Annotated in this window: 20 protein-coding genes; 4 read left to right on the top strand and 16 right to left on the bottom strand. The window is 58.2% G+C overall.

Annotated elements, in window-relative coordinates; genetic code table 11:
* Window positions 1-13: 13 nt before the first annotated feature.
* From MN188_RS16520 to MN188_RS16485, 8 genes are all read right to left on the bottom strand, one after another.
* Window positions 14-1,942 (bottom strand): relaxase/mobilization nuclease domain-containing protein, encoded by a 1,929-nt coding sequence (locus MN188_RS16520; protein ID WP_242110398.1) that lies wholly within the window; start codon window positions 1,940-1,942, stop codon window positions 14-16.
* Complete coding sequence (locus tag MN188_RS16515) at window positions 1,935-2,624, bottom strand: hypothetical protein (protein ID WP_242110396.1); 690 nt, start codon at window positions 2,622-2,624, stop codon at window positions 1,935-1,937. The genes MN188_RS16520 and MN188_RS16515 overlap by 8 nt, the downstream gene beginning before the upstream one ends.
* A 435-nt stretch (window positions 2,625-3,059) precedes the next feature.
* A complete protein-coding gene (locus MN188_RS16510) occupies window positions 3,060-3,287 on the bottom strand; it encodes a hypothetical protein (RefSeq protein ID WP_242110394.1) in 228 nt (75 codons plus the stop codon).
* Window positions 3,284-3,643, bottom strand: coding sequence for a DUF2958 domain-containing protein (locus tag MN188_RS16505; protein ID WP_242110392.1), 360 nt, complete (start codon window positions 3,641-3,643; stop codon window positions 3,284-3,286). The genes MN188_RS16510 and MN188_RS16505 overlap by 4 nt, the downstream gene beginning before the upstream one ends.
* A 71-nt stretch (window positions 3,644-3,714) precedes the next feature.
* Window positions 3,715-3,915 (bottom strand): hypothetical protein, encoded by a 201-nt coding sequence (locus tag MN188_RS16500; protein WP_152456230.1) that lies wholly within the window; start codon window positions 3,913-3,915, stop codon window positions 3,715-3,717.
* Window positions 3,916-4,378: 463 nt separating this feature from the next.
* A complete protein-coding gene (locus MN188_RS16495) occupies window positions 4,379-4,834 on the bottom strand; it encodes a methyltransferase family protein (protein WP_242110390.1) in 456 nt (151 codons plus the stop codon).
* A 91-nt stretch (window positions 4,835-4,925) separates the two neighbouring features.
* Window positions 4,926-5,561: a cation efflux transmembrane domain-containing protein gene (locus MN188_RS16490; RefSeq protein ID WP_242110388.1), complete on the bottom strand. Its 636-nt coding sequence runs from the start codon at window positions 5,559-5,561 to the stop codon at window positions 4,926-4,928.
* On the bottom strand, window positions 5,561-6,331 hold the full coding sequence (locus tag MN188_RS16485) for a transglutaminase-like domain-containing protein (protein WP_242110386.1): 771 nt from the start codon (window positions 6,329-6,331) through the stop codon (window positions 5,561-5,563). Before MN188_RS16485 ends, MN188_RS16490 begins: the two co-directional genes overlap by 1 nt.
* A gap of 70 nt (window positions 6,332-6,401) precedes the next feature.
* Between MN188_RS16485 and MN188_RS16480 the strand changes: the two genes are divergently transcribed.
* Complete coding sequence (locus MN188_RS16480; protein WP_242110384.1) at window positions 6,402-6,818, top strand: MerR family transcriptional regulator; 417 nt, start codon at window positions 6,402-6,404, stop codon at window positions 6,816-6,818.
* 133 nt (window positions 6,819-6,951) lie between these two features.
* Here the strand turns inward: MN188_RS16480 and MN188_RS16475 are convergent, their stop codons facing one another.
* The 8 genes from MN188_RS16475 to MN188_RS16440 form a co-directional block, all read right to left on the bottom strand.
* The gene (locus MN188_RS16475) at window positions 6,952-7,851 is read right to left on the bottom strand and encodes an ArdC family protein (protein ID WP_242110383.1); all 900 of its coding nucleotides are present in this window, start codon (window positions 7,849-7,851) and stop codon (window positions 6,952-6,954) included.
* 215 nt (window positions 7,852-8,066) lie between these two features.
* Window positions 8,067-8,954, bottom strand: a complete 888-nt coding sequence (locus tag MN188_RS16470; protein ID WP_242110382.1) for an antitoxin — start codon at window positions 8,952-8,954, stop codon at window positions 8,067-8,069.
* Window positions 8,951-10,042 (bottom strand): MarR family transcriptional regulator, encoded by a 1,092-nt coding sequence (locus MN188_RS16465; protein WP_242110381.1) that lies wholly within the window; start codon window positions 10,040-10,042, stop codon window positions 8,951-8,953. Before MN188_RS16465 ends, MN188_RS16470 begins: the two co-directional genes overlap by 4 nt.
* Window positions 10,043-10,183: 141 nt before the next feature.
* Window positions 10,184-11,479: a plasmid replication protein RepC gene (repC, locus tag MN188_RS16460; RefSeq protein ID WP_242110380.1), complete on the bottom strand. Its 1,296-nt coding sequence runs from the start codon at window positions 11,477-11,479 to the stop codon at window positions 10,184-10,186.
* 272 nt (window positions 11,480-11,751) lie between these two features.
* The gene (gene repB / locus MN188_RS16455) at window positions 11,752-12,723 is read right to left on the bottom strand and encodes a plasmid partitioning protein RepB (RefSeq protein WP_242110379.1); all 972 of its coding nucleotides are present in this window, start codon (window positions 12,721-12,723) and stop codon (window positions 11,752-11,754) included.
* A gap of 2 nt (window positions 12,724-12,725) precedes the next feature.
* Entirely contained in the window at window positions 12,726-13,853 is a 1,128-nt protein-coding gene (gene repA, locus MN188_RS16450; RefSeq protein ID WP_242110378.1) for a plasmid partitioning protein RepA, read from the bottom strand.
* 264 nt (window positions 13,854-14,117) lie between these two features.
* Window positions 14,118-14,456 (bottom strand): DUF736 domain-containing protein, encoded by a 339-nt coding sequence (locus MN188_RS16445; RefSeq protein WP_242110377.1) that lies wholly within the window; start codon window positions 14,454-14,456, stop codon window positions 14,118-14,120.
* A 404-nt stretch (window positions 14,457-14,860) separates the two neighbouring features.
* Window positions 14,861-15,256, bottom strand: a complete 396-nt coding sequence (locus tag MN188_RS16440; protein ID WP_242110375.1) for a MerR family transcriptional regulator — start codon at window positions 15,254-15,256, stop codon at window positions 14,861-14,863.
* 37 nt (window positions 15,257-15,293) lie between these two features.
* Here MN188_RS16440 and MN188_RS16435 point away from each other — a divergent pair, with 37 nt between their 5' ends.
* The 3 genes from MN188_RS16435 to MN188_RS16425 all read left to right on the top strand — a co-directional run bounded on the left by MN188_RS16435 (window position 15,294) and on the right by MN188_RS16425 (window position 16,453).
* Window positions 15,294-15,737, top strand: a complete 444-nt coding sequence (locus tag MN188_RS16435) for a mercuric transporter MerT family protein (RefSeq protein WP_242110374.1) — start codon at window positions 15,294-15,296, stop codon at window positions 15,735-15,737.
* Between the two features lie 10 nt (window positions 15,738-15,747).
* Window positions 15,748-16,035 carry a cation transporter gene (locus tag MN188_RS16430; RefSeq protein ID WP_242110373.1) on the top strand — a complete coding sequence of 96 codons (288 nt, stop codon included), beginning with the start codon at window positions 15,748-15,750 and terminating at the stop codon, window positions 16,033-16,035.
* A 193-nt stretch (window positions 16,036-16,228) separates the two neighbouring features.
* Complete coding sequence (locus MN188_RS16425; protein WP_242110372.1) at window positions 16,229-16,453, top strand: GDCCVxC domain-containing (seleno)protein; 225 nt, start codon at window positions 16,229-16,231, stop codon at window positions 16,451-16,453.
* The last annotated feature ends 205 nt before the right edge of the window (window positions 16,454-16,658 follow it).

Here is a 16,658-nt window from a genome sequence, read left to right as displayed (position 1 = left end):
TCTGAGGCTCCGATCAGAAGGAAAGGTCGTCGTCGAGGTCGCGCCCGAGACCACGGCCTTGCCGCTGCTCGACCTCCATCTGGCGCGCCACCTCCGTCACCTTGTCCTGTTGCAGGGCCGCGGCGCGGTCGGTGAACACCTGGTCCCCGGTTTCCTCATGCGCCATCTCTAGGAACTCCTGCGTGACGGTGATTTGGTCGATCTTGCTCGGCAGCACCTTTTCCAGCACTTCGAAATTGCCACTTCGCAGCTCGGCCAGACCCTCCTCACCCAACTCCTTGAAGAGCTCGGCCTGCAAAGTTCGCTCGACGATCTCTTCCTGTTCCTCGGTGAGCCGGCCCTCTTTCAGCATGTCGGCCAAATCCTGCAGATAGGTGTTCGGGCCTGACCTGAGGTTGGGATCCGCGTCGTCGATCAGCGCGAGGTCCTCTCCCTCCTCAGCGTTGAGCCCTGCCCCAACCGGTACACCCAGTTCACGCGCCCGTTCCATGAGGCGGTCCATCACGCCATCAACCTTTTCGAGCGCGGCATCGAGTTGGTCGTCATTCGCCGTCTCAACCGTGAGGCCTTCCTTGGCCAGCACGGCTCCCATATCGCGCTCGACCCAATTCTGTGCGAGGCCATAGTTGGTCGTGCCGCCAGCCGCGATCCGGGCAACGAGATCGTCGCCATCAACGCCGGCCTCACGCGCCTCCGACAGGATATCCTCCAGCACCTCATCCTGCCCCGACCGCAGCGTCTCGATCAGGCGAGTGTCCCCTGCCCCCGGTGGATAAGGCTCAGCTAGGTCTCGCCCGAAGCGCGCCCGCAGGTCCGGGTCCGGCACCATCTGGGAAAGATCGCGGATGATCGGGGCGGATTTCATCTCAAAGCTGGCGCGTGCTTCACCATCCAGGTCCTCGGCCTTGAGCCGCAGGGCCTCGATGGTGCGCTCGGAATACTCGATCGCATCCCCGACGGTCTGGATGTCCTTCATGTCAATCTCTCCTGCGGTGAACTCGTAAGGGGTGTTTGTGCCAAGCCCCTTGGCCATTGCCCGCACGGCGCGGGCTAAATTGCGCTGGTCCATGCGATCCAGCAAATCGGCAAGCTTGGCGTAGTCCTTGGCAAAACCCACGACCTGGGCCTGGGCGATGGAAGATTCTTCCGGTGTCATCGCGATGTCGCGCGGCAAACGCGCCTCTTCCTTGGCGCGGTAGATTTCTTCGATGCCGGGGGCCTTCGCGAATATGCCACGCTCGAGCCGGGTGGTGGCATCGAGCATGACGCCATAGCCCTCGGCGATCTCCGCCTGCTTCTCGCGCATGAGCTGGGGCGACATCACCCCCTCAGCCCAGCAAGAGAACCAGGTCCCCTGCTCGCGGCCTCGGTTGTTCAGAACGATGTGGGCATGCCGATGCGCCCGGTCGTCATGGACTGCCAGCACGTAATCCCAGTTATCGCCGTATTCGCCGCTCTCGAAGAAATGCTCCGCCCAGTCGAGCGAGATGTCACGAACCTTGTCGGTACTGACATCGGTCGGGAAAGACAGAAGCATGTGCGAGGTGAAACCAAGCTTGGTGGTGCCCCGCCAGGTATCGGACCAGGCCTCAATGATCTCATCCTTCTGATCCCCCGTCAGGACCGCCGCCTCATCCAGCGGGTTGGTCATCGTCGAATAGGTGAAGACCGCCTTGTCGTTGATATAGGAAAGCTGGTTACCGAGAGAGGCGCGTGTCTTGCACCCCCCTGCCCTGATCCGTTTGAACACCGCCGCCCGGCTTTGACCCGAGGCGGCCTTGGCGATGTTGCGCACCGAGAGCCGCCCTACACGCGCGTAGCTTCGTCCCTGCCGGCGTCCCGCAAGCCGTGCATCGATCCGTGCCTGTGCCTTGCCACGGATGCGCTCATCCTCCCAGAGGCGGCCCATGACAGAGGTGTAGAGGGCAAGTGGATCAGCCATGTCGAGCGTTCCGGTTCTTGGCGCTCAAAACATGTATCGGGGTTCGCGTTTGAGGCTTGCCGAGAGGCAGCGAAACCCGATCCAATTTTGAACCGAAACGCTCATCAGCAACCGCCTCCCCTGCCCTCGCAGCCTCGCCGTCATCAATGACTTCCGGCAGCCCCGCCCCGCGCTGCGTCTGCGCCAATTCCTTCATCGCGCTCAGCTCTCGGGTCATCTTCTGAGCCAGCTCGACAAGCTCAGAGACCAATGTCCGATCCTCCTCGGCAAGCACCAGGCGTCCGCGCCGCACTGCCTTGGCCAAGGCCATGCCGCTGTCGGTCAAATCCCGAGATTGGCGCCATGTTTCTACAAACTGGTCAAGCCGATCTGCCGTCACATCCATGAACCCGCAACGCGCCCGCACCACGGCTTTCAGAGCCTGGCTGCGGTTGGCAAAACCGCGTGCCTGCCAATCCGCATCGAAGGCTTCTAGCTCGGATCGGGACGCCCGGAAACTCACGATCTCGGACGGATCGCGCACCGCAATTCCTTCGCCGATCTCCTCTTTCGCAAGCCGCGACACATGCCGAACCGACACACCAAACTCCGCCGACAAACCCGCTGCCGCCTCGCCGTCCTGGAACCGACGTGCGATCTCAATCCGCTGTTCAAGCTTCAGGTTTTTCCGGGTACGCGCCACTTCAGACCCCTCGGACAAAATGTGTATACATTTGCCATATCCTGCCAATGTCTCTTCATACTACGTTTTATATAATTTCTACAATCATGTCAATTCGTCTTTACCAGCAACACGGCGAGTCTGGGAGTCGTTTGGACGTTATCGGGCTCATGGATGTCACCAGAAATGAGGTCTTTTCGCGGGCCGTCATTGCGAATTATGGCCAATCGAACCACGAGTATAACGCCGTGAATGAAAGCACGACGGCATGCCTACATGATGCCATAACCCGGGCGGGTCCGGATGGTCAAAAAGACCAGAGCACAGAACGCTTAGAGAGAGGGATTGCGATTTGCCCCTGAACTCGGAACAGCTCAGATGAGGAGGATTGACGTCAAAAATGAGACCGCCCGAATGGGGCGGTCTCTGCGGCTTTGAACCGAAACTGCGGGACCGTCAGGCCGCGACACCATCGTGATCTGTCAGCACCATAGTCTCGGTGACACCCACGAAGAGCGGTGTGATCTGGTACTCGCCGTCGTCATCTTCCGGCGGTGTCACAGCGACAATCGCGACTGCTGGTTCGCCATTCAGGAAACAGGAGAACAGCGCGAAATTGTCGCGCTCTGCCGAAGTCAGCGCCTCAAAGGCGCTGATGTGTTCGGGGCAAATGTTCGTGCTCATGTGACGATCCCTCCGGCTTTGCGGGCGCGCTCGGCATAGGTGCTGAGTGACGCGTCGGCTTTGAAATGGAGGTCGCGCTCGATCGGCAAACCGAGGCGCCCACGGTGTGCTTGAAGAATGCTGATCCGGACTGAACCTAGTTCGGGATGCCCAACGCCAAGATCGCAAAGCCCGAAGGCGATGTCGGCATCTTCGGGATCGGTTTCGCTCAGGAGCCAGGTGGCGCCGCCATCGGGGGTGAAGAGCTTGACTACCGGTTGATGGTGGATGGTGTCCTCGCCAGCTTCGATGCGCTCCTGGTTGGCGTGGCCGTTCGCGGCCAGCTGGTCGAGAATGGATTGGGGAAGAAGTTCCATGATGTCTGTCCGTCGATATGAGATGCATGCGAGGCGTGGCGGGAGGGGCTCAAGGCCCCTCCCCAGTCGGGTTACTCGGTGACCTGGCCGTCGTCGCTGTCGGCTTTCGGCTCGAAGAGGACGAGCTCGCCGTTCACCGGGTTCGCGAAGAGCTGGATGGTCATGAAGGACTTGGCACCTTCGTTCTGCGGGAAGGCGACACCCACCTTGTGGAAGCGGGTCTTACCATCCTTGCCGGTGTCGGGGGTGGTGACGGTGTAGTACTTGGTCATGTCGGTCTCCTTTCGTTTTCGATGCAAACGGGAGACCGGGACCGCCCGGCCCGGCTGTCAGGCGGAACTTTGGTGCGCGAGGAATGACTGCGCAGCAGGCAGGGGAAAGTTCTGCTTGAAGGGGGTGTGCACCGCGCACGCCCGACCGCCGGGCCAGGTCACGGAGATTGCATCAGGAAGAAAACGAAGGGGGTCGAATTGGGCGCGCGACGTGCGTCACCACCACCGATACGCTCGGATGTCTTGGTGCAGCAATCAGGTGTTATACGCATACCGAGCAACTTGCTGGAAAGTCCGCTTCAGCCACAGGCCACAAAACCTACGACGGGTTGTGACTAGGCGATTTCGGTTCACGTCTCCGACGCAGACATTTGGGGCTGGCGCAGAGAGTGGCCGATTTGGGCCTCACTTTGACCGATGCCGCAAGGTTGCGAAGGTCGGCTTTGCCGTTGTGGACAAAAACTTAGAAAAACCGTCTGACCCGTTTAGCATAATCCTCAAACGCACCGCCGTACCGATCTTTAAGCCAGGGCTCTTCAGCGAATGGGGTGACCACCAATATTGCAATTACCAAAGCGCCAACCGCGAACACCCAGGGCGCAGCTGACAAGATCATCCACCCGCCGACGATAGCAATATCGGCCACGTATTGCGGATTCCGAGAATACCGATACATGCCTTCGGTGCGCAGCGTGCCCTTGGCACCACCCGTCTGGGGCACTCCGAAGTGCGAGACCTCCAACCAAACGATGATATTGCCGATCACGAGAAGCGGAAGCCCAACACCGAAGCGCATCCAGCCGGGAATGGCGACGTTGCCCCAGCCCAGTATCCCCAAGACAATGAGGATGACGAACAGGGCGAATGTCGGGACCCAGACGAGTACCGGCGTGAGGGCGGTATACGTTGCGGAGGCCATACGCGGTGCTTGGGAAAGACAATCGACCACAGGATCGCTGTGAGCGTCGCTGCTGCAATCCCGAAGCCGAGATAGATAATAACGGTCTGCATCATGTTTCTACATGCCCGTGTTCGATCATCTGGCGGCGCTCCGCGAGAGCCTGGCGCACGATCTGATAGGCCGAAGACAGAAACAGCCCCGCCATGATAGTTGCGACGATCAGGTCCGGCCAGCCAGAAGCTGTTCCCCAGACGCCTAACGCAGCAAACATGACCGCGACATTTCCGATAGCGTCGTTGCGCGAGCACAGCCAAACTGAACGGACGTTGGCGTCTCCGTCCTTGTATCTGACAAGCAAAAGGACACTTGCCAGGTTGGTCAGGAGGGCAAGAAAGCCCACTGCGCCCATGATCTCGGCGGTTGGGACACCGACATAGAAGACGCGGTAGATGGTAGAGCCAAAGACCCACACCCCCATCAACAGAAGGCTGATCCCCTTGAACAAGGCGGCGTTCGTGCGCGCCCTGATTGACGCCCCGATGACTGCCAGCGAAATGCCGTAGGTCAGAGCGTCGCCTGCGAAGTCGAGGGCATCCGCTTGCAGGGCTTGCGACTTGGCCAGATGGCCCGCAGCCATCTCGACCACGAACATCGTTGCGTTCAGGGCAATGACGACCCAAAGCCGCCGTTTATAGTCGTCCGAGACGCCTTCGAATTTGGCATCGTGTCCACAGCATCCAGACATTAGGTTGCCTCCTGCGTTTCAAGGGTTGATTGATCTGGAACAAGGGCTGCTTCGCCGCCGGGAATATCCGGCACGTGGCCTTTGCGCATCCTCCTGACGCGGAGGTTCATCCAATGGCGAATGACGAGACGATAGAGAAGCCCCTTCACGCCGGTGAGCTGACGGTGGGTTGCATAGAATGTATCGGGATCATCGAAGGTGCCGAAGTCATGGTTGATCCCGGTCTTTTGAATGTAGGTACTGGCGCCGTGCCATTCGACGTTTGGGTTCTGAAGACAATCCGTGCCTGCACCATAGGCGCAGAGCGATTGACGCATCGGAAAGGCATTTTGCAGGGCCGCCAGGACGGGTGCATCCAGAATGAAGCCCTCCAGGTTCAGCCACTGCCCGCTATGATAGATTTCGACCCATGAATGGATGATGTTGGCAGGGGCAAGCGGATAGACCAGCTCTGGCACGACCCCGCGTTGCAACCGCTTGTTGATGGTGAAGCCGTGAAAGCGGCACGGCACACCAAGGGCGCGCAGAATCGCCATGAGCAGGGTGCCTTTCGTGTTGCACTGCCCATAGCCATCGCTCAGCACTCTGGACGCAGGCAGCGCATCATCGGAGTTATAGCCGAAAAGGACGTCGTTACGGACAAAGTCATAGGCCGCCCCGATACGGTCGGCTTGGGAAAGGGTCATCCAGCCACGATCAGCAATCAGGCGTTGAATGGGCCCAACCTCGAAATCCAGAAGGGATGTTGGGGACAGGTATTGGTCGGTCATGATGGTCTCTTGCAGCTGTGTCCCACTCTATCTACAATCTCTAGTGACTAGAGGTTCAAGAGGTTTCTTCATGTTTTCCATCGGCGAGCTTTCAAGGCGCACCAAGGTCAAGGTGCCGACCATCCGCTACTACGAGGAAATGGGTCTGTTGGCGGAGGCCGAGCGCACGAGCGGCAACCAAAGACGCTATGACAAAGCCGGGCTGGAACGGCTCAGCTTCATCCGCCATGCGCGCGATCTAGGCTTTTCGATTGAGGCGATCTTGTCCCTGATCGAGTTGCAAGACCACCCGGACAGATCGTGCGAGACCGCGACAGACATAGCCGTTTCGCAGCTTGCAGACGTGCGTGAGAAGATCAAGCGATTGAAGTTGCTGGAGAAAGAACTCAAGCGAATTTCTGATGGCTGTGACGGACACGGCGTGTCCGAAAATTGCTACGTTCTGGCCTCACTGGCTGATCACGAACTTTGCGAAAGAGAACACTGATCTACGATAGCGGACATATTGCGTGTAATTCAAAGGACAGGCTAGTCACGCACTGCCAACATCAGCGCCAGGTGCACCGAGGGTCCAAAATCTCCCCGCTGTCCGGCGTAAAGCCCTCTCTATATGAGGCCGCCTAAGCGGCGACCTCGTCTGATTTAGGTTGCAATCCATGCAGGTAATCGACGGCCTTCTGCGCATGAGCCGCAGCCTGGAAGATGAACCGCTTGTCATTGCGAAGACCTTCGAGCCAATGCGCGATATAGGCGGCATGTTCGTCTCGAGGTTCAGGCGACAGACCCAGGTCAGCGGCAAGGAACGCGGCGCCGAGTTCGGCGACCAGCTCTTCCTGGGCGTAGCCTTCGTCGCCCCAGCGTTTGCGGCCGAAGCTGCGATCAAGACGCCTTGGATGGCGCGTCCAATGCGTGATCTCGTGGCCGAGCGTCGCATAATATGACTCTGGAGTTTCGAATGTCTCGAAGGATGGTATCTGCACGTAGTCCGGATCGACCGCGTAAAATGCCTGGCTGCCGCCGTTGCGAATATCGGCTTCAGTTGCGGCAAAAAACCTTTCAACAGATGCATCGCGCTCAGTGGTCTCGGGTAACGGCTCGGCCACGGCGTAGTACTGCTCAGGCAATCCTTCGATCTGGTCGACGTTGAAGACTGTGTAGCCCTTCATGAAGGGTATTTCGACCTCGCGATCCTGGCCGACATCATCGGTTTCAGTCTTGCGCAGCTTGTCGGCGTAGATGACGAGCTGGCCCTTGGACCCCTTGCGAACCTGCCCGCCGAGTTCAAGAGCCTGGCGATACGTCATCCACGTGGGTGCGGCGTGGCCATGGGCGACAGACGCGGCCCAAAGAAGGATGATGTTGAGGCCGCGATAGGCGACGCCATTGTGGCGCAGGGGCCGGGTGATACGACCGGCAAGGTGCTCGGCATTCCAGGGTTTGTGCCAGGGCCGGGTGCCAGCCTCGAGATCGGCGATGATCTTCTCGGTGATGCGAGTGTAGATGTCGGGTTTCGGTGCCATGTGATCCTCCATTGTCTCGTCCCCGTGCGGGACGCGGAAGGAAATGGCGGGCGCGTTTAGCCGCCCCGGGCATGGTCAACACGGGAGCGTCAGCGAATGGAGTGGGCAGACCATTGCGCGGGCGGCGGCGACCGCCATAACCGCGATCCCCTTGCTCGCACGGGGATGAGACGGAGGAACCGAGGCTGCAAGCCCCCTACCCCGCCTGGCCAGGTTCAGATGAAAGGTCCGATGGTGTCCTGAACGACGGCGCTCAAATCACGTTGCCGAAGAATCCGTTTGTCGCGATCACCGTCTTCTGCGCCTTCAAATTGCGCCGCAGCGACAGGACCGTCTTTCTGATAGCCCTCAAAACCGTCGCCATCGCAGAACCGCCGAGCCAGGATATCAATTGCCGCCTTGATTGTTCCGGCGTGTTTGCCAGCCAGAGCTGTCTCGAAAGCAGTTCGTACGGCATCCGTTCCGCCCTTGTAGTGCGTGAGGCAATAGCAGAGGTCATGCGCGTCCTTGAACTCGCCGCGCTGATCAAACGCAAAGGCCTTTAGGCAAGTGAAACTGACAATGTCGGCATGCCGAATGGTCTCAGTTGTGACACCGCCGTCGCCGAGTAACTCCGCGGTAATGTCGACGGTCTCGTGGTGATCAAGTACCATCGCCGAATGTGGGATGTGAATTGCGGAGACCGCGCCCTCAGAGGGAAGCTCTTGTAGCGCCCCACCCTTCTCCTCTCCCGCGTCGGCCAGAAACTCCAGGATCAGAACTGTGCCGTCGACCAGTTCCTGCTGCCAGCGCCATGACTGCTTCTGGCCTTTGTCGTTTTCCGATCGCGCGAACCCGATGGCCCTGATGTTGTCCTCAAGGGTTCGATACGCCTCGGTGTCAGCGAGCAGTTTCATATCGACGACAACGTCAACATCGCCAGTCCCTGCGTGCGCAGGCACCGCTGGCGGACGTTCCTTGATCAGGTAGCGGGGCGTCAGCCCGCCTACGAGGAAGATGGAGTCTCGCCAAGGTCCCAAATGGCGTATCAGCGTGACAAGAACGCGCTCACAGGCATCCGTGACAGTTTGGTTGTAGCCCTGAATTGCCGTCGGTTTCTTCATCGCCACACCAGTTTTTGGGACCGCAAATGCTCTGCCATTTCTTTGGAACGGCCATGATCTTCCAGCAGGTCGAGATAGACCTGAAGCGGCGAGGCCAGCAGACGCTCTTTCTCATCGTGCATCCTGTGATGGCGCTTCGTGGGTTTTCCATCAATCACGACCAGGTTTGCTCCCTCGGAGACTTCTCGGGCACCCAGGGTTGAGATGAGCCAGTCACGTGTCCGCTTCCCAAACGCCCGAACCGTCAGGTCAGATACATTGGAAAGAAATGGCGCGTAGGCTTGGGCGGCAAACTGCCCGGTGAACTCCAGATCGAAGTCGTCATAGTAGTTTTCCCGTTCGATCTCGCGGGCCATGTCCTCGGGTTTCATTCGCGGAACATAGTAACGGCTTCGCCTCGACGCGCGGCTTGCCAGAATGCTGTCACGCCAGGCATCCAAGAGGACATCCGGTCGGATCAGCCTGCGCCGTTTCGCCGGCCCCTCCCCTCTCACATCAAGCCAATCGCGACGCTCAAGATCCCTGAAGGTCTCAGAAACGGTTGCCGGGGACACGCCCGCATATTCGGCGATTTCCGAGCCTGTGACCCATTCGCCTGGATGGTTGAACAAGACATGCAAAACCTGCGCCCGGGTTCCCTTGAAAACGCTCACATCCCGACGCTTGGCGCGCTTGGGTTTAGGCCTCTCAATCAGCACAAACGTGTCGCGATCGCTGATAAAGAGCGATCCGCTCAGGTCATGGTATGCGACCCGCTCGTCCTGAAGAAAGTTGCGCGCCCCTTCCGACACCGACCTCGCGAGGATCATGGGAACAAATCGCCGATTGGAGTTATCCAGCTCCTGCAGATATCGTTTGAGCTGCCAGACAATCTCGCGCGCGTCCCGCGGATACACATCACCTCTGGTTTCGACCACGAATGCAAGATCATGATCCGCCACAACCGCATCCAGGACCGCATCGGGGCGCAAACGCCCGCCAATCCCCGGTTGCCAGGAGATTTCGCCCAGTTGAGCGCCTGGAATCGTCGCAAGGCTGTTGCGCAGGCTTTCCAAGAGTTCCGGTTCTATGTTCGCAGTTTCATCCATATTCACTGTTCAGCAGATTTAGCCCTCTATTCCTCATATTTGATAAAATGTCAATATTCACTGTTCAGCAAATCTGCGCGGTTCGATTACCCGACCAAGACAGCCCAACCCCACCTCGTGGTGAGTCCAGTGATGCCCCAGTCATGCTGCCTGCCCGCTCAACCGGCCATAAAAGCTGCGCTCGAGGTGCAACTCCCCTGCCCCGGCCTTTTCGACCATGCCGCGCAGATATCCACCCGGAGACGCCACTTCGCCTGCGCAGTGCTTGTCGAAGGTGAGAACCAGCGCTGCCGTCGCGATCTGAGGCCCAAGCCGGTCTTGAGCGAGGTTCCAGGCGTGCTCTGAGACACCGATCATTGGCCTGAGCTGCCCTGCAACCCGGTGAAGATCGCTCCAATCCTTCAAATACCCGCCCATACTGCGCGCCCAGGACGCGAATTCAGGACAAGCCTGCATGATAGTCGGTAAATCAAGCGCTGCCCCGCGTTTTTTGCGGGTTTCAGCAACCCAATCCTCCAACTCCCTATCAACCTGCTCTTCGGGAGACGCATTTGGCACCACACCCGCCGCTTGCTCAGTTTCTGAGCGATTACAGGTTACAGGATGAAGTTGAGTTGTAATTAGTATATGAGGTTCGGAAATGACCTCCCTGGGGTTCAATTCTTGAGTCTTCTTAGTGCCTTGTTCGATGTTTTCAGCGGTGTTTTCCACAGCTTCATCTGCCTGAGTTGCGTTGAGATAGGCCGCTTCCACGCGTCCCTGAAGCTCCTTGAACCATGCCAGGAGCCGTACCAGCCTCTCCGAGGCCTCATTGCGGCGTGGAAGTCGCGCCAGGAGATCCTCGAACAGCCCTGCAAGCTGCGTCCAAGGGCCGCTCAGCGCTCCACTGAGGCCCGCCTCGATCCGGGCGCGGATCATACGGCGCGCCACCGTGATCTGGCGCTTCAGGCGCTGACAAAGTTCGCGTTCGGCCTGCAATTCAGCGCGCAGCTGCTCAAACTCTTCGACACGCGCTGACAGCGGCGACAGATCGAAGCCGTAGGCCTCGATGATCACGCCATCCACGTCCCTGCGGCCCCACCGCTTGCCGTTGGGGCTGTCCTTGAAGGAGATCACCCCGATCTCAGCCAGGCGCCGCGCATGGCGCTTGAGCGCGGACAGCGAGAAGCCCGTCTGTTCCATCAAATAGGCGTTCGATGCCCAGACGATCGGGCGGCGCCCCTCCTCCCAGTCCTGGGCCTGTGTAAAGGCCCCGAGCGTGTCGAGAAGCATCATGTCACCAGCCTTGAGGCCGATATGGGCACCCACGCGCTTTACGGCCACGAAGGCCCGCGCCTTGGGAAACGCCACCTGTTCACCGGCTTGTGCGAGTTGCTCGGAAATGGCGAGTCCTGCCGTTGCTTTGCGCCATCCAGACGGTTGGTTGATATTGGACATACCTCTACTGTTCTGAGGCATGCCTGTCTCAGTCGCTCCATGTGGAGCATCATTGAAATTTGTCATTTACCTAAATCGGCACAGAAAACCAGTTCGCCCGAAGACGTTTTTCATTGTTTAGCGATTCGCGGGCTGCTAGGATTGTGGTGTTAGAACAAATCGCGCCTTGTGCGCAGCAGCCCTCGGAACTTCGGTTTCGAGGGTTTCTTTTTGTGCCGTCCTCCTTTCTGCTCGTTGCCTTCACTCTGACAGTTAATAGCTGTTAACCGCCCCTACCCTTCGGGGTTCTCTGATTGAAACCGTTCGAAGGAATCTTGAATTAGTTGGTCCAAGTTCTGGTCCAGCCAGTTCGCGAAATTCTTGTTCACCCCTGCGCGTTTGACAGTAACTGCGAGCCCGGATTTTCCGCTCTTGATCTGCACGCCCGGAACCGGAGAGCGCTCTTGGGTGGTACGGTCCTGCTTGCCGCGCTTTCCGATTTCGTGAAGCACAACTTCCAATTTCTGGTCGGAATCCAATTCCGCAGATCCGCTCAAAATTTCGAGAACGTGTTTTTCGGTCAGTTGCGCTTTTTCAAAAGCGGTCGCGAGGATCATCCATTTAGGTCGCCCGGCGCCCGGCGCCGCACCGATCGCTTCGCCAAGAGCAGAGGGCACCAGGCGATTGATCCTCTCCAGTTGGGAGAGCGTGTTCTTGCTGATCGCCAGAGCCTGACAGGCCTCAGCGCGAGAATACCCTTGCTCGAGGATCGCTTGGGCAAACCGAACGCGCTCGTAGTAGCTAAGCTCAGCACGGCCGGCATTTTCAAGCCCCTTCGCCATCAAGGCGTCGGTATCGTCGAGAGTTCGGATCAGCGCCCGAACAGGTATCCCGAGGTGGCGGCATGCCAAGATCCGACGCTGGCCATAAATGACTTCAAAATGTCCGTCGCGCTCCTTGGAGGGGCGCAGCAGGACTGGAACTTGCTGCCCCGCTTCCGCAATACTTGCCGCGAGCTCCTGGATGGATTCATGCGGCCCATCGCTGTTAACAGCTGTTAACTCGATGTCGAGCCTATCTTTCGGCCCCCAGCCAAGCACCAAATTGGTATCAATCTCCTGGATGCCGCCCAAGCCTGCGCGGACAGAACCAATGGTCCCTTTTGGCAAAGTCCTGTGCGCGCGATCCGATCCACTGTCCTTGGGCGCCTCGGCTGCCGCAGTAATCGCGGCCATGATCCCGGTTTTGTTTTTCCCCATCGCCATGATTAACGCCCCCAAGCTTGCTGGATCATCTTTGCGACTTCGCCGCCGACAGCGTCCATGCTCGATTTCGCTCGGTCGTAAGTCGAGCGTGTCATCTCCGAGCGCAAAACCTCATAGATGGACATCTTCAGCATTGACGCGTCACCGATCGCCGTACTTCTCAAGCCTGTCGCCGAGACGACACGATCCTGAAACAGAGCCCGCATCAAGCTCACAATCTGCTGACTGGGAATATCGCTCGGATCGTCGCGTGTGATGAGAAAGGAGAAAAAGTCGTGGTCAAGCTGAACACCAGTATCCTCAATGACCCCCAAATACGCGGATGTCATCTCAACGAATTGCTGAGTTGAAGCCAAATCAAGCATACTTGGCGTCATCGGGACGATGACCGATGTCGCGGCATAGAGCCCTGTTAGCGTCAGAAACCCGAGTGCCGGCGGGCTGTCGATCACCACCACATCGTAGTCGCTCTCTACAGACTGGATGGCATGATCAAGCTTCTCAAAGAATGCAGCACCTCGTCCCGCATTGACTGCGGTTTCGGTTTCAAATTCACTCAGCACAAGACGCGCAGGCGCAAGGTGGAGACCCGCGAAATAGGTCTCGACGATGGCTTCAGACATCGGCACCGGATCGTCGTAGCGTAGAGCGTCATAGATCGACGCGCCTTCGAACTCCAACTCCGTTTGAATCCCGCAAAACCCGGTGAGACTTCCTTGGGGGTCCAAATCGATTGCAAGGACCCTATATCCGCTCAAGGCGAGGTAATGGCAAAGATGGATGGCTGACGTGGACTTCGCTGAGCCGCCTTTAAAGTTCATCAACTGGATGACTTGGAGCTTATCGCCTTCCCGACGGCCAGGGAGGTATTTGCCCGGCGTACGCGAAGTCGTCTCAAGGAGGCGCCGCATCTGGAGCATCTCTTCGCCGGAATAGAATCTGCGCCCGTTCTTGACGACTTCCGGCTCAGGCAGGGACCCCTCGCTATGGCATTTGCGCAGAAACTGTCCGGTGACCCCCAGAAGCTCAGCAGTCTCTGTTGCGGTGAATAGTCTCAATTTCTTGCGCTGATCCGGCGCATAGGCTTGCTGAAGATGCGTGGTAAGCGCTGTGTGTAGACGCGCGGCCATCTGACTTGTAAGTTCAGACTGAGTGGCTGCTTCTATGGGTGCCGTCTGGAACATAGTTGCTATTTCTCTGCTCGAACGCGCTTATTTGCGCAACTTGACTCTAATGGCAGTGATTCACCCTGTTAAGTCAAGGATTTTATCCACAATTTGTGCCGTCAGACCGTTGGCCTACTAGGGAGGCGTACGGCCTCATGCAGTTAACAGCTGTTAACTGCTTCGGCGACGCGGTTGCGCCGGGCCGTCAAAAACGGTCCGGCGCTTTCCTCAGACAGCCTCTTTCGGTCCCCAGGGGATAACAGCCTGAAGCGCGGCATCGTCCTGGTTAGCTGCCTTGCCGAGATTGGCGTTGAAGCCGTAGTCGCGGATCGTCAGCGTGAAGTAGTCGGCACCGGTGTCGCGGTTCTGCTTCTTCCAGATCCCGCCGCATTCGACCAGGCGACCGCGGGGAGAGCGGCCGAGAACGCGATGGGTCGGGGCCATCGGATTGTCGCTGACGACCGGCTCGACGGTGATATCGATGTCGAAGGTCAGGGTGGAGATCGAACCGGCGCCTTTAGCGGTCTCAACATCGGCGCTTTCGAATTTGATGCAGTTGGTGGTCATTTGATTGCTCCTTCATCTGGTGTTGCAATGATGGTCAGAGGGCAGGGGACAATGTCCCGAACACACCGAAGGCGAAGCGAAGCGGAGAAGGGCAGGGTGCCTGAATTTTGTTCCGCGAGGAATGCCCTGGCGGGGCAGGGGATAATTCTGGCAACCGCCCTTTGTGTCCGGGGCGACCCCTGCGACCAGCATGTCATGCAACTCCAAGTGAAGGAGCAAATTGAGCCACTAATTAAACTGCTCGAAGACGTCTTGCGGAACGCGGCAGCTGGAAAGAAGCAAAAGCCTAGTCTCTGAAACAGACACCGATAGCAGCAGCGGTGGATGACCTGAGCGCGGACTTGCAGCTATCAGGCGAACGACCGCTCTGCAGGAAACGGCTTGGTGCGGCCGAGGAGTCCGGTTCAATCTTTGTCTGCCAACAGATTTTCAAGCATCGCGCATTTCGCCTCGCCGCTTTCGCATGAAGCCACTAAGTCCTCCAAAGCGGCTTCGATCTTTCTCAGGTCGGAGATTTTGCTTCGAACATCCGAAAGGTGACGTTTCCCCAAGGTCGACACCTCAGAGCAAGCACCCTCTGCATTCCCGGACAATGATCGCAATGCTCGAACATCCGGCAAAGAAAACCCGAGGTCACGACACCGTTTGATAAACGCCAGCTCTGAAATCTCCGCATCGCTGTAAAGCCGCCGCCCATTTGCTGCACGGCCAGGTTTCGCGGTAATCCCTTCGCGCTCGTAGTACCGGATCGTCTCGACCGATACGCCACTACGTCTTGAGGCTTCTCCAATCGCAAACACGTGATGCCATCCCACTTGATCCTGTAGTAGCTACAGGATGCATAAAGAGACCATGAATACAAGAACACGCAGCGACACAGTCACAAATGAGACCGGGACTCAGCTTTTTGCTGATGAGCAATCAACGAAAACCTGGTGGATAGCGGTTGGAGGAGTTCTGGGCGCAGTCGCGGCATCGACCTGCTGCATTGTCCCCCTGCTCTTGTTTAGCCTTGGCATATCGGGTGCATGGATCGGCAACCTCACGGCGTTTGAGCCATATAAGCCAGAGTTCATCGCAATTTCCGTAGGGTTCCTTGGCTACGGTTACTGGCTGGTCTATCGCCAGCCCAAGCCGTGCGATGACGGCGCAGCTTGCGCACGCCCCTTGCCAAATCGGCTTGTGAAAACGGCGCTCTGGGTGTCGACCGCATTGGTGCTAATCGCTCTGTTTTGGAATTGGATCGCACCCGTAGTTGCCCCGATCCTGCTCGGTCTCTGAAAGGAAAATGATGAAAAGGCTTCTCAAACTCACGGCAGCATACGCCATACTCGCAACCGCAGCTTTTGCCGAGGAACGTTCCGTCAACCTCTCGGTTCCAGGCATGTTTTGCGCCAGTTGCCCCTTCGTTGTGCAAGCAGCAATCCAAGAGGTTGACGGCGTGGTTTCGGTATTTGCCGATGCAGAGCAGCGCACGGCTTTGGTGATCTACGACGACGCCGTCGCATCGCTTGAAGCGATCATTGCTGCGTCAACGAATGCAGGTTACGAAGCCACGGTGTTTGATGGTAACTCGTAGACCGCGCCGCGGTCGCCCGATTTTGTAAGCTTGGGGCTGGCGGGCAGCGCACTGGCGATAGTAGTTGCGTATCCCCGCTGTTGCCTGGCGGTACTTCGCTCTCGGGGATCAGCGGGGGACTGGGATACGTCTATCGCGACGATATGTTCTTGCCGCTTTTGGCCGGGATCTTCCTACTGACGGGGTATGCCTTATGGCGACGCAGACAGCAAAAATAACTCTCCAATCGACAATCACCTGCCCGGAATGCGGCCACTCGGTTGAAGAGACCATGCCGACGGACGCGTGCCAGTGGTTTTACGAATGCACCTCTTGCCACGTGGTGTTGAAACCACTCGAAGGTGACTGCTGCGTCTACTGTTCCTACGCGACTGTGCCATGCCCCCCAATTCAGGAAGGCAAGTCCTGCTGCGCATGAGAAGCGATCGTCGGATCGCATCTACTGTTGGCGATACTCAATTGAAGTTTCCCACACCGCCCAAGCGGTGCTCCCGCGCGGACACCGCCGGTCCGGCGGCGGGGCAGGGGGCCTGGCCTTCTGCCCCGCCGCCGGACAATTTTGGAGGCCAGGTTCCTGGGTGATCGCTGGACAAAAAAAGACCCCGCGTGATGCGGGGCCAGTT

Source organism: Aliiroseovarius subalbicans (genome assembly GCF_022678625.1).
Taxonomy (GTDB): domain Bacteria; phylum Pseudomonadota; class Alphaproteobacteria; order Rhodobacterales; family Rhodobacteraceae; genus Aliiroseovarius_A; species Aliiroseovarius_A subalbicans.
Note: the sequence above shows the minus strand (reverse complement) of the source record. Positions and strands in the feature narration are given on the sequence as shown.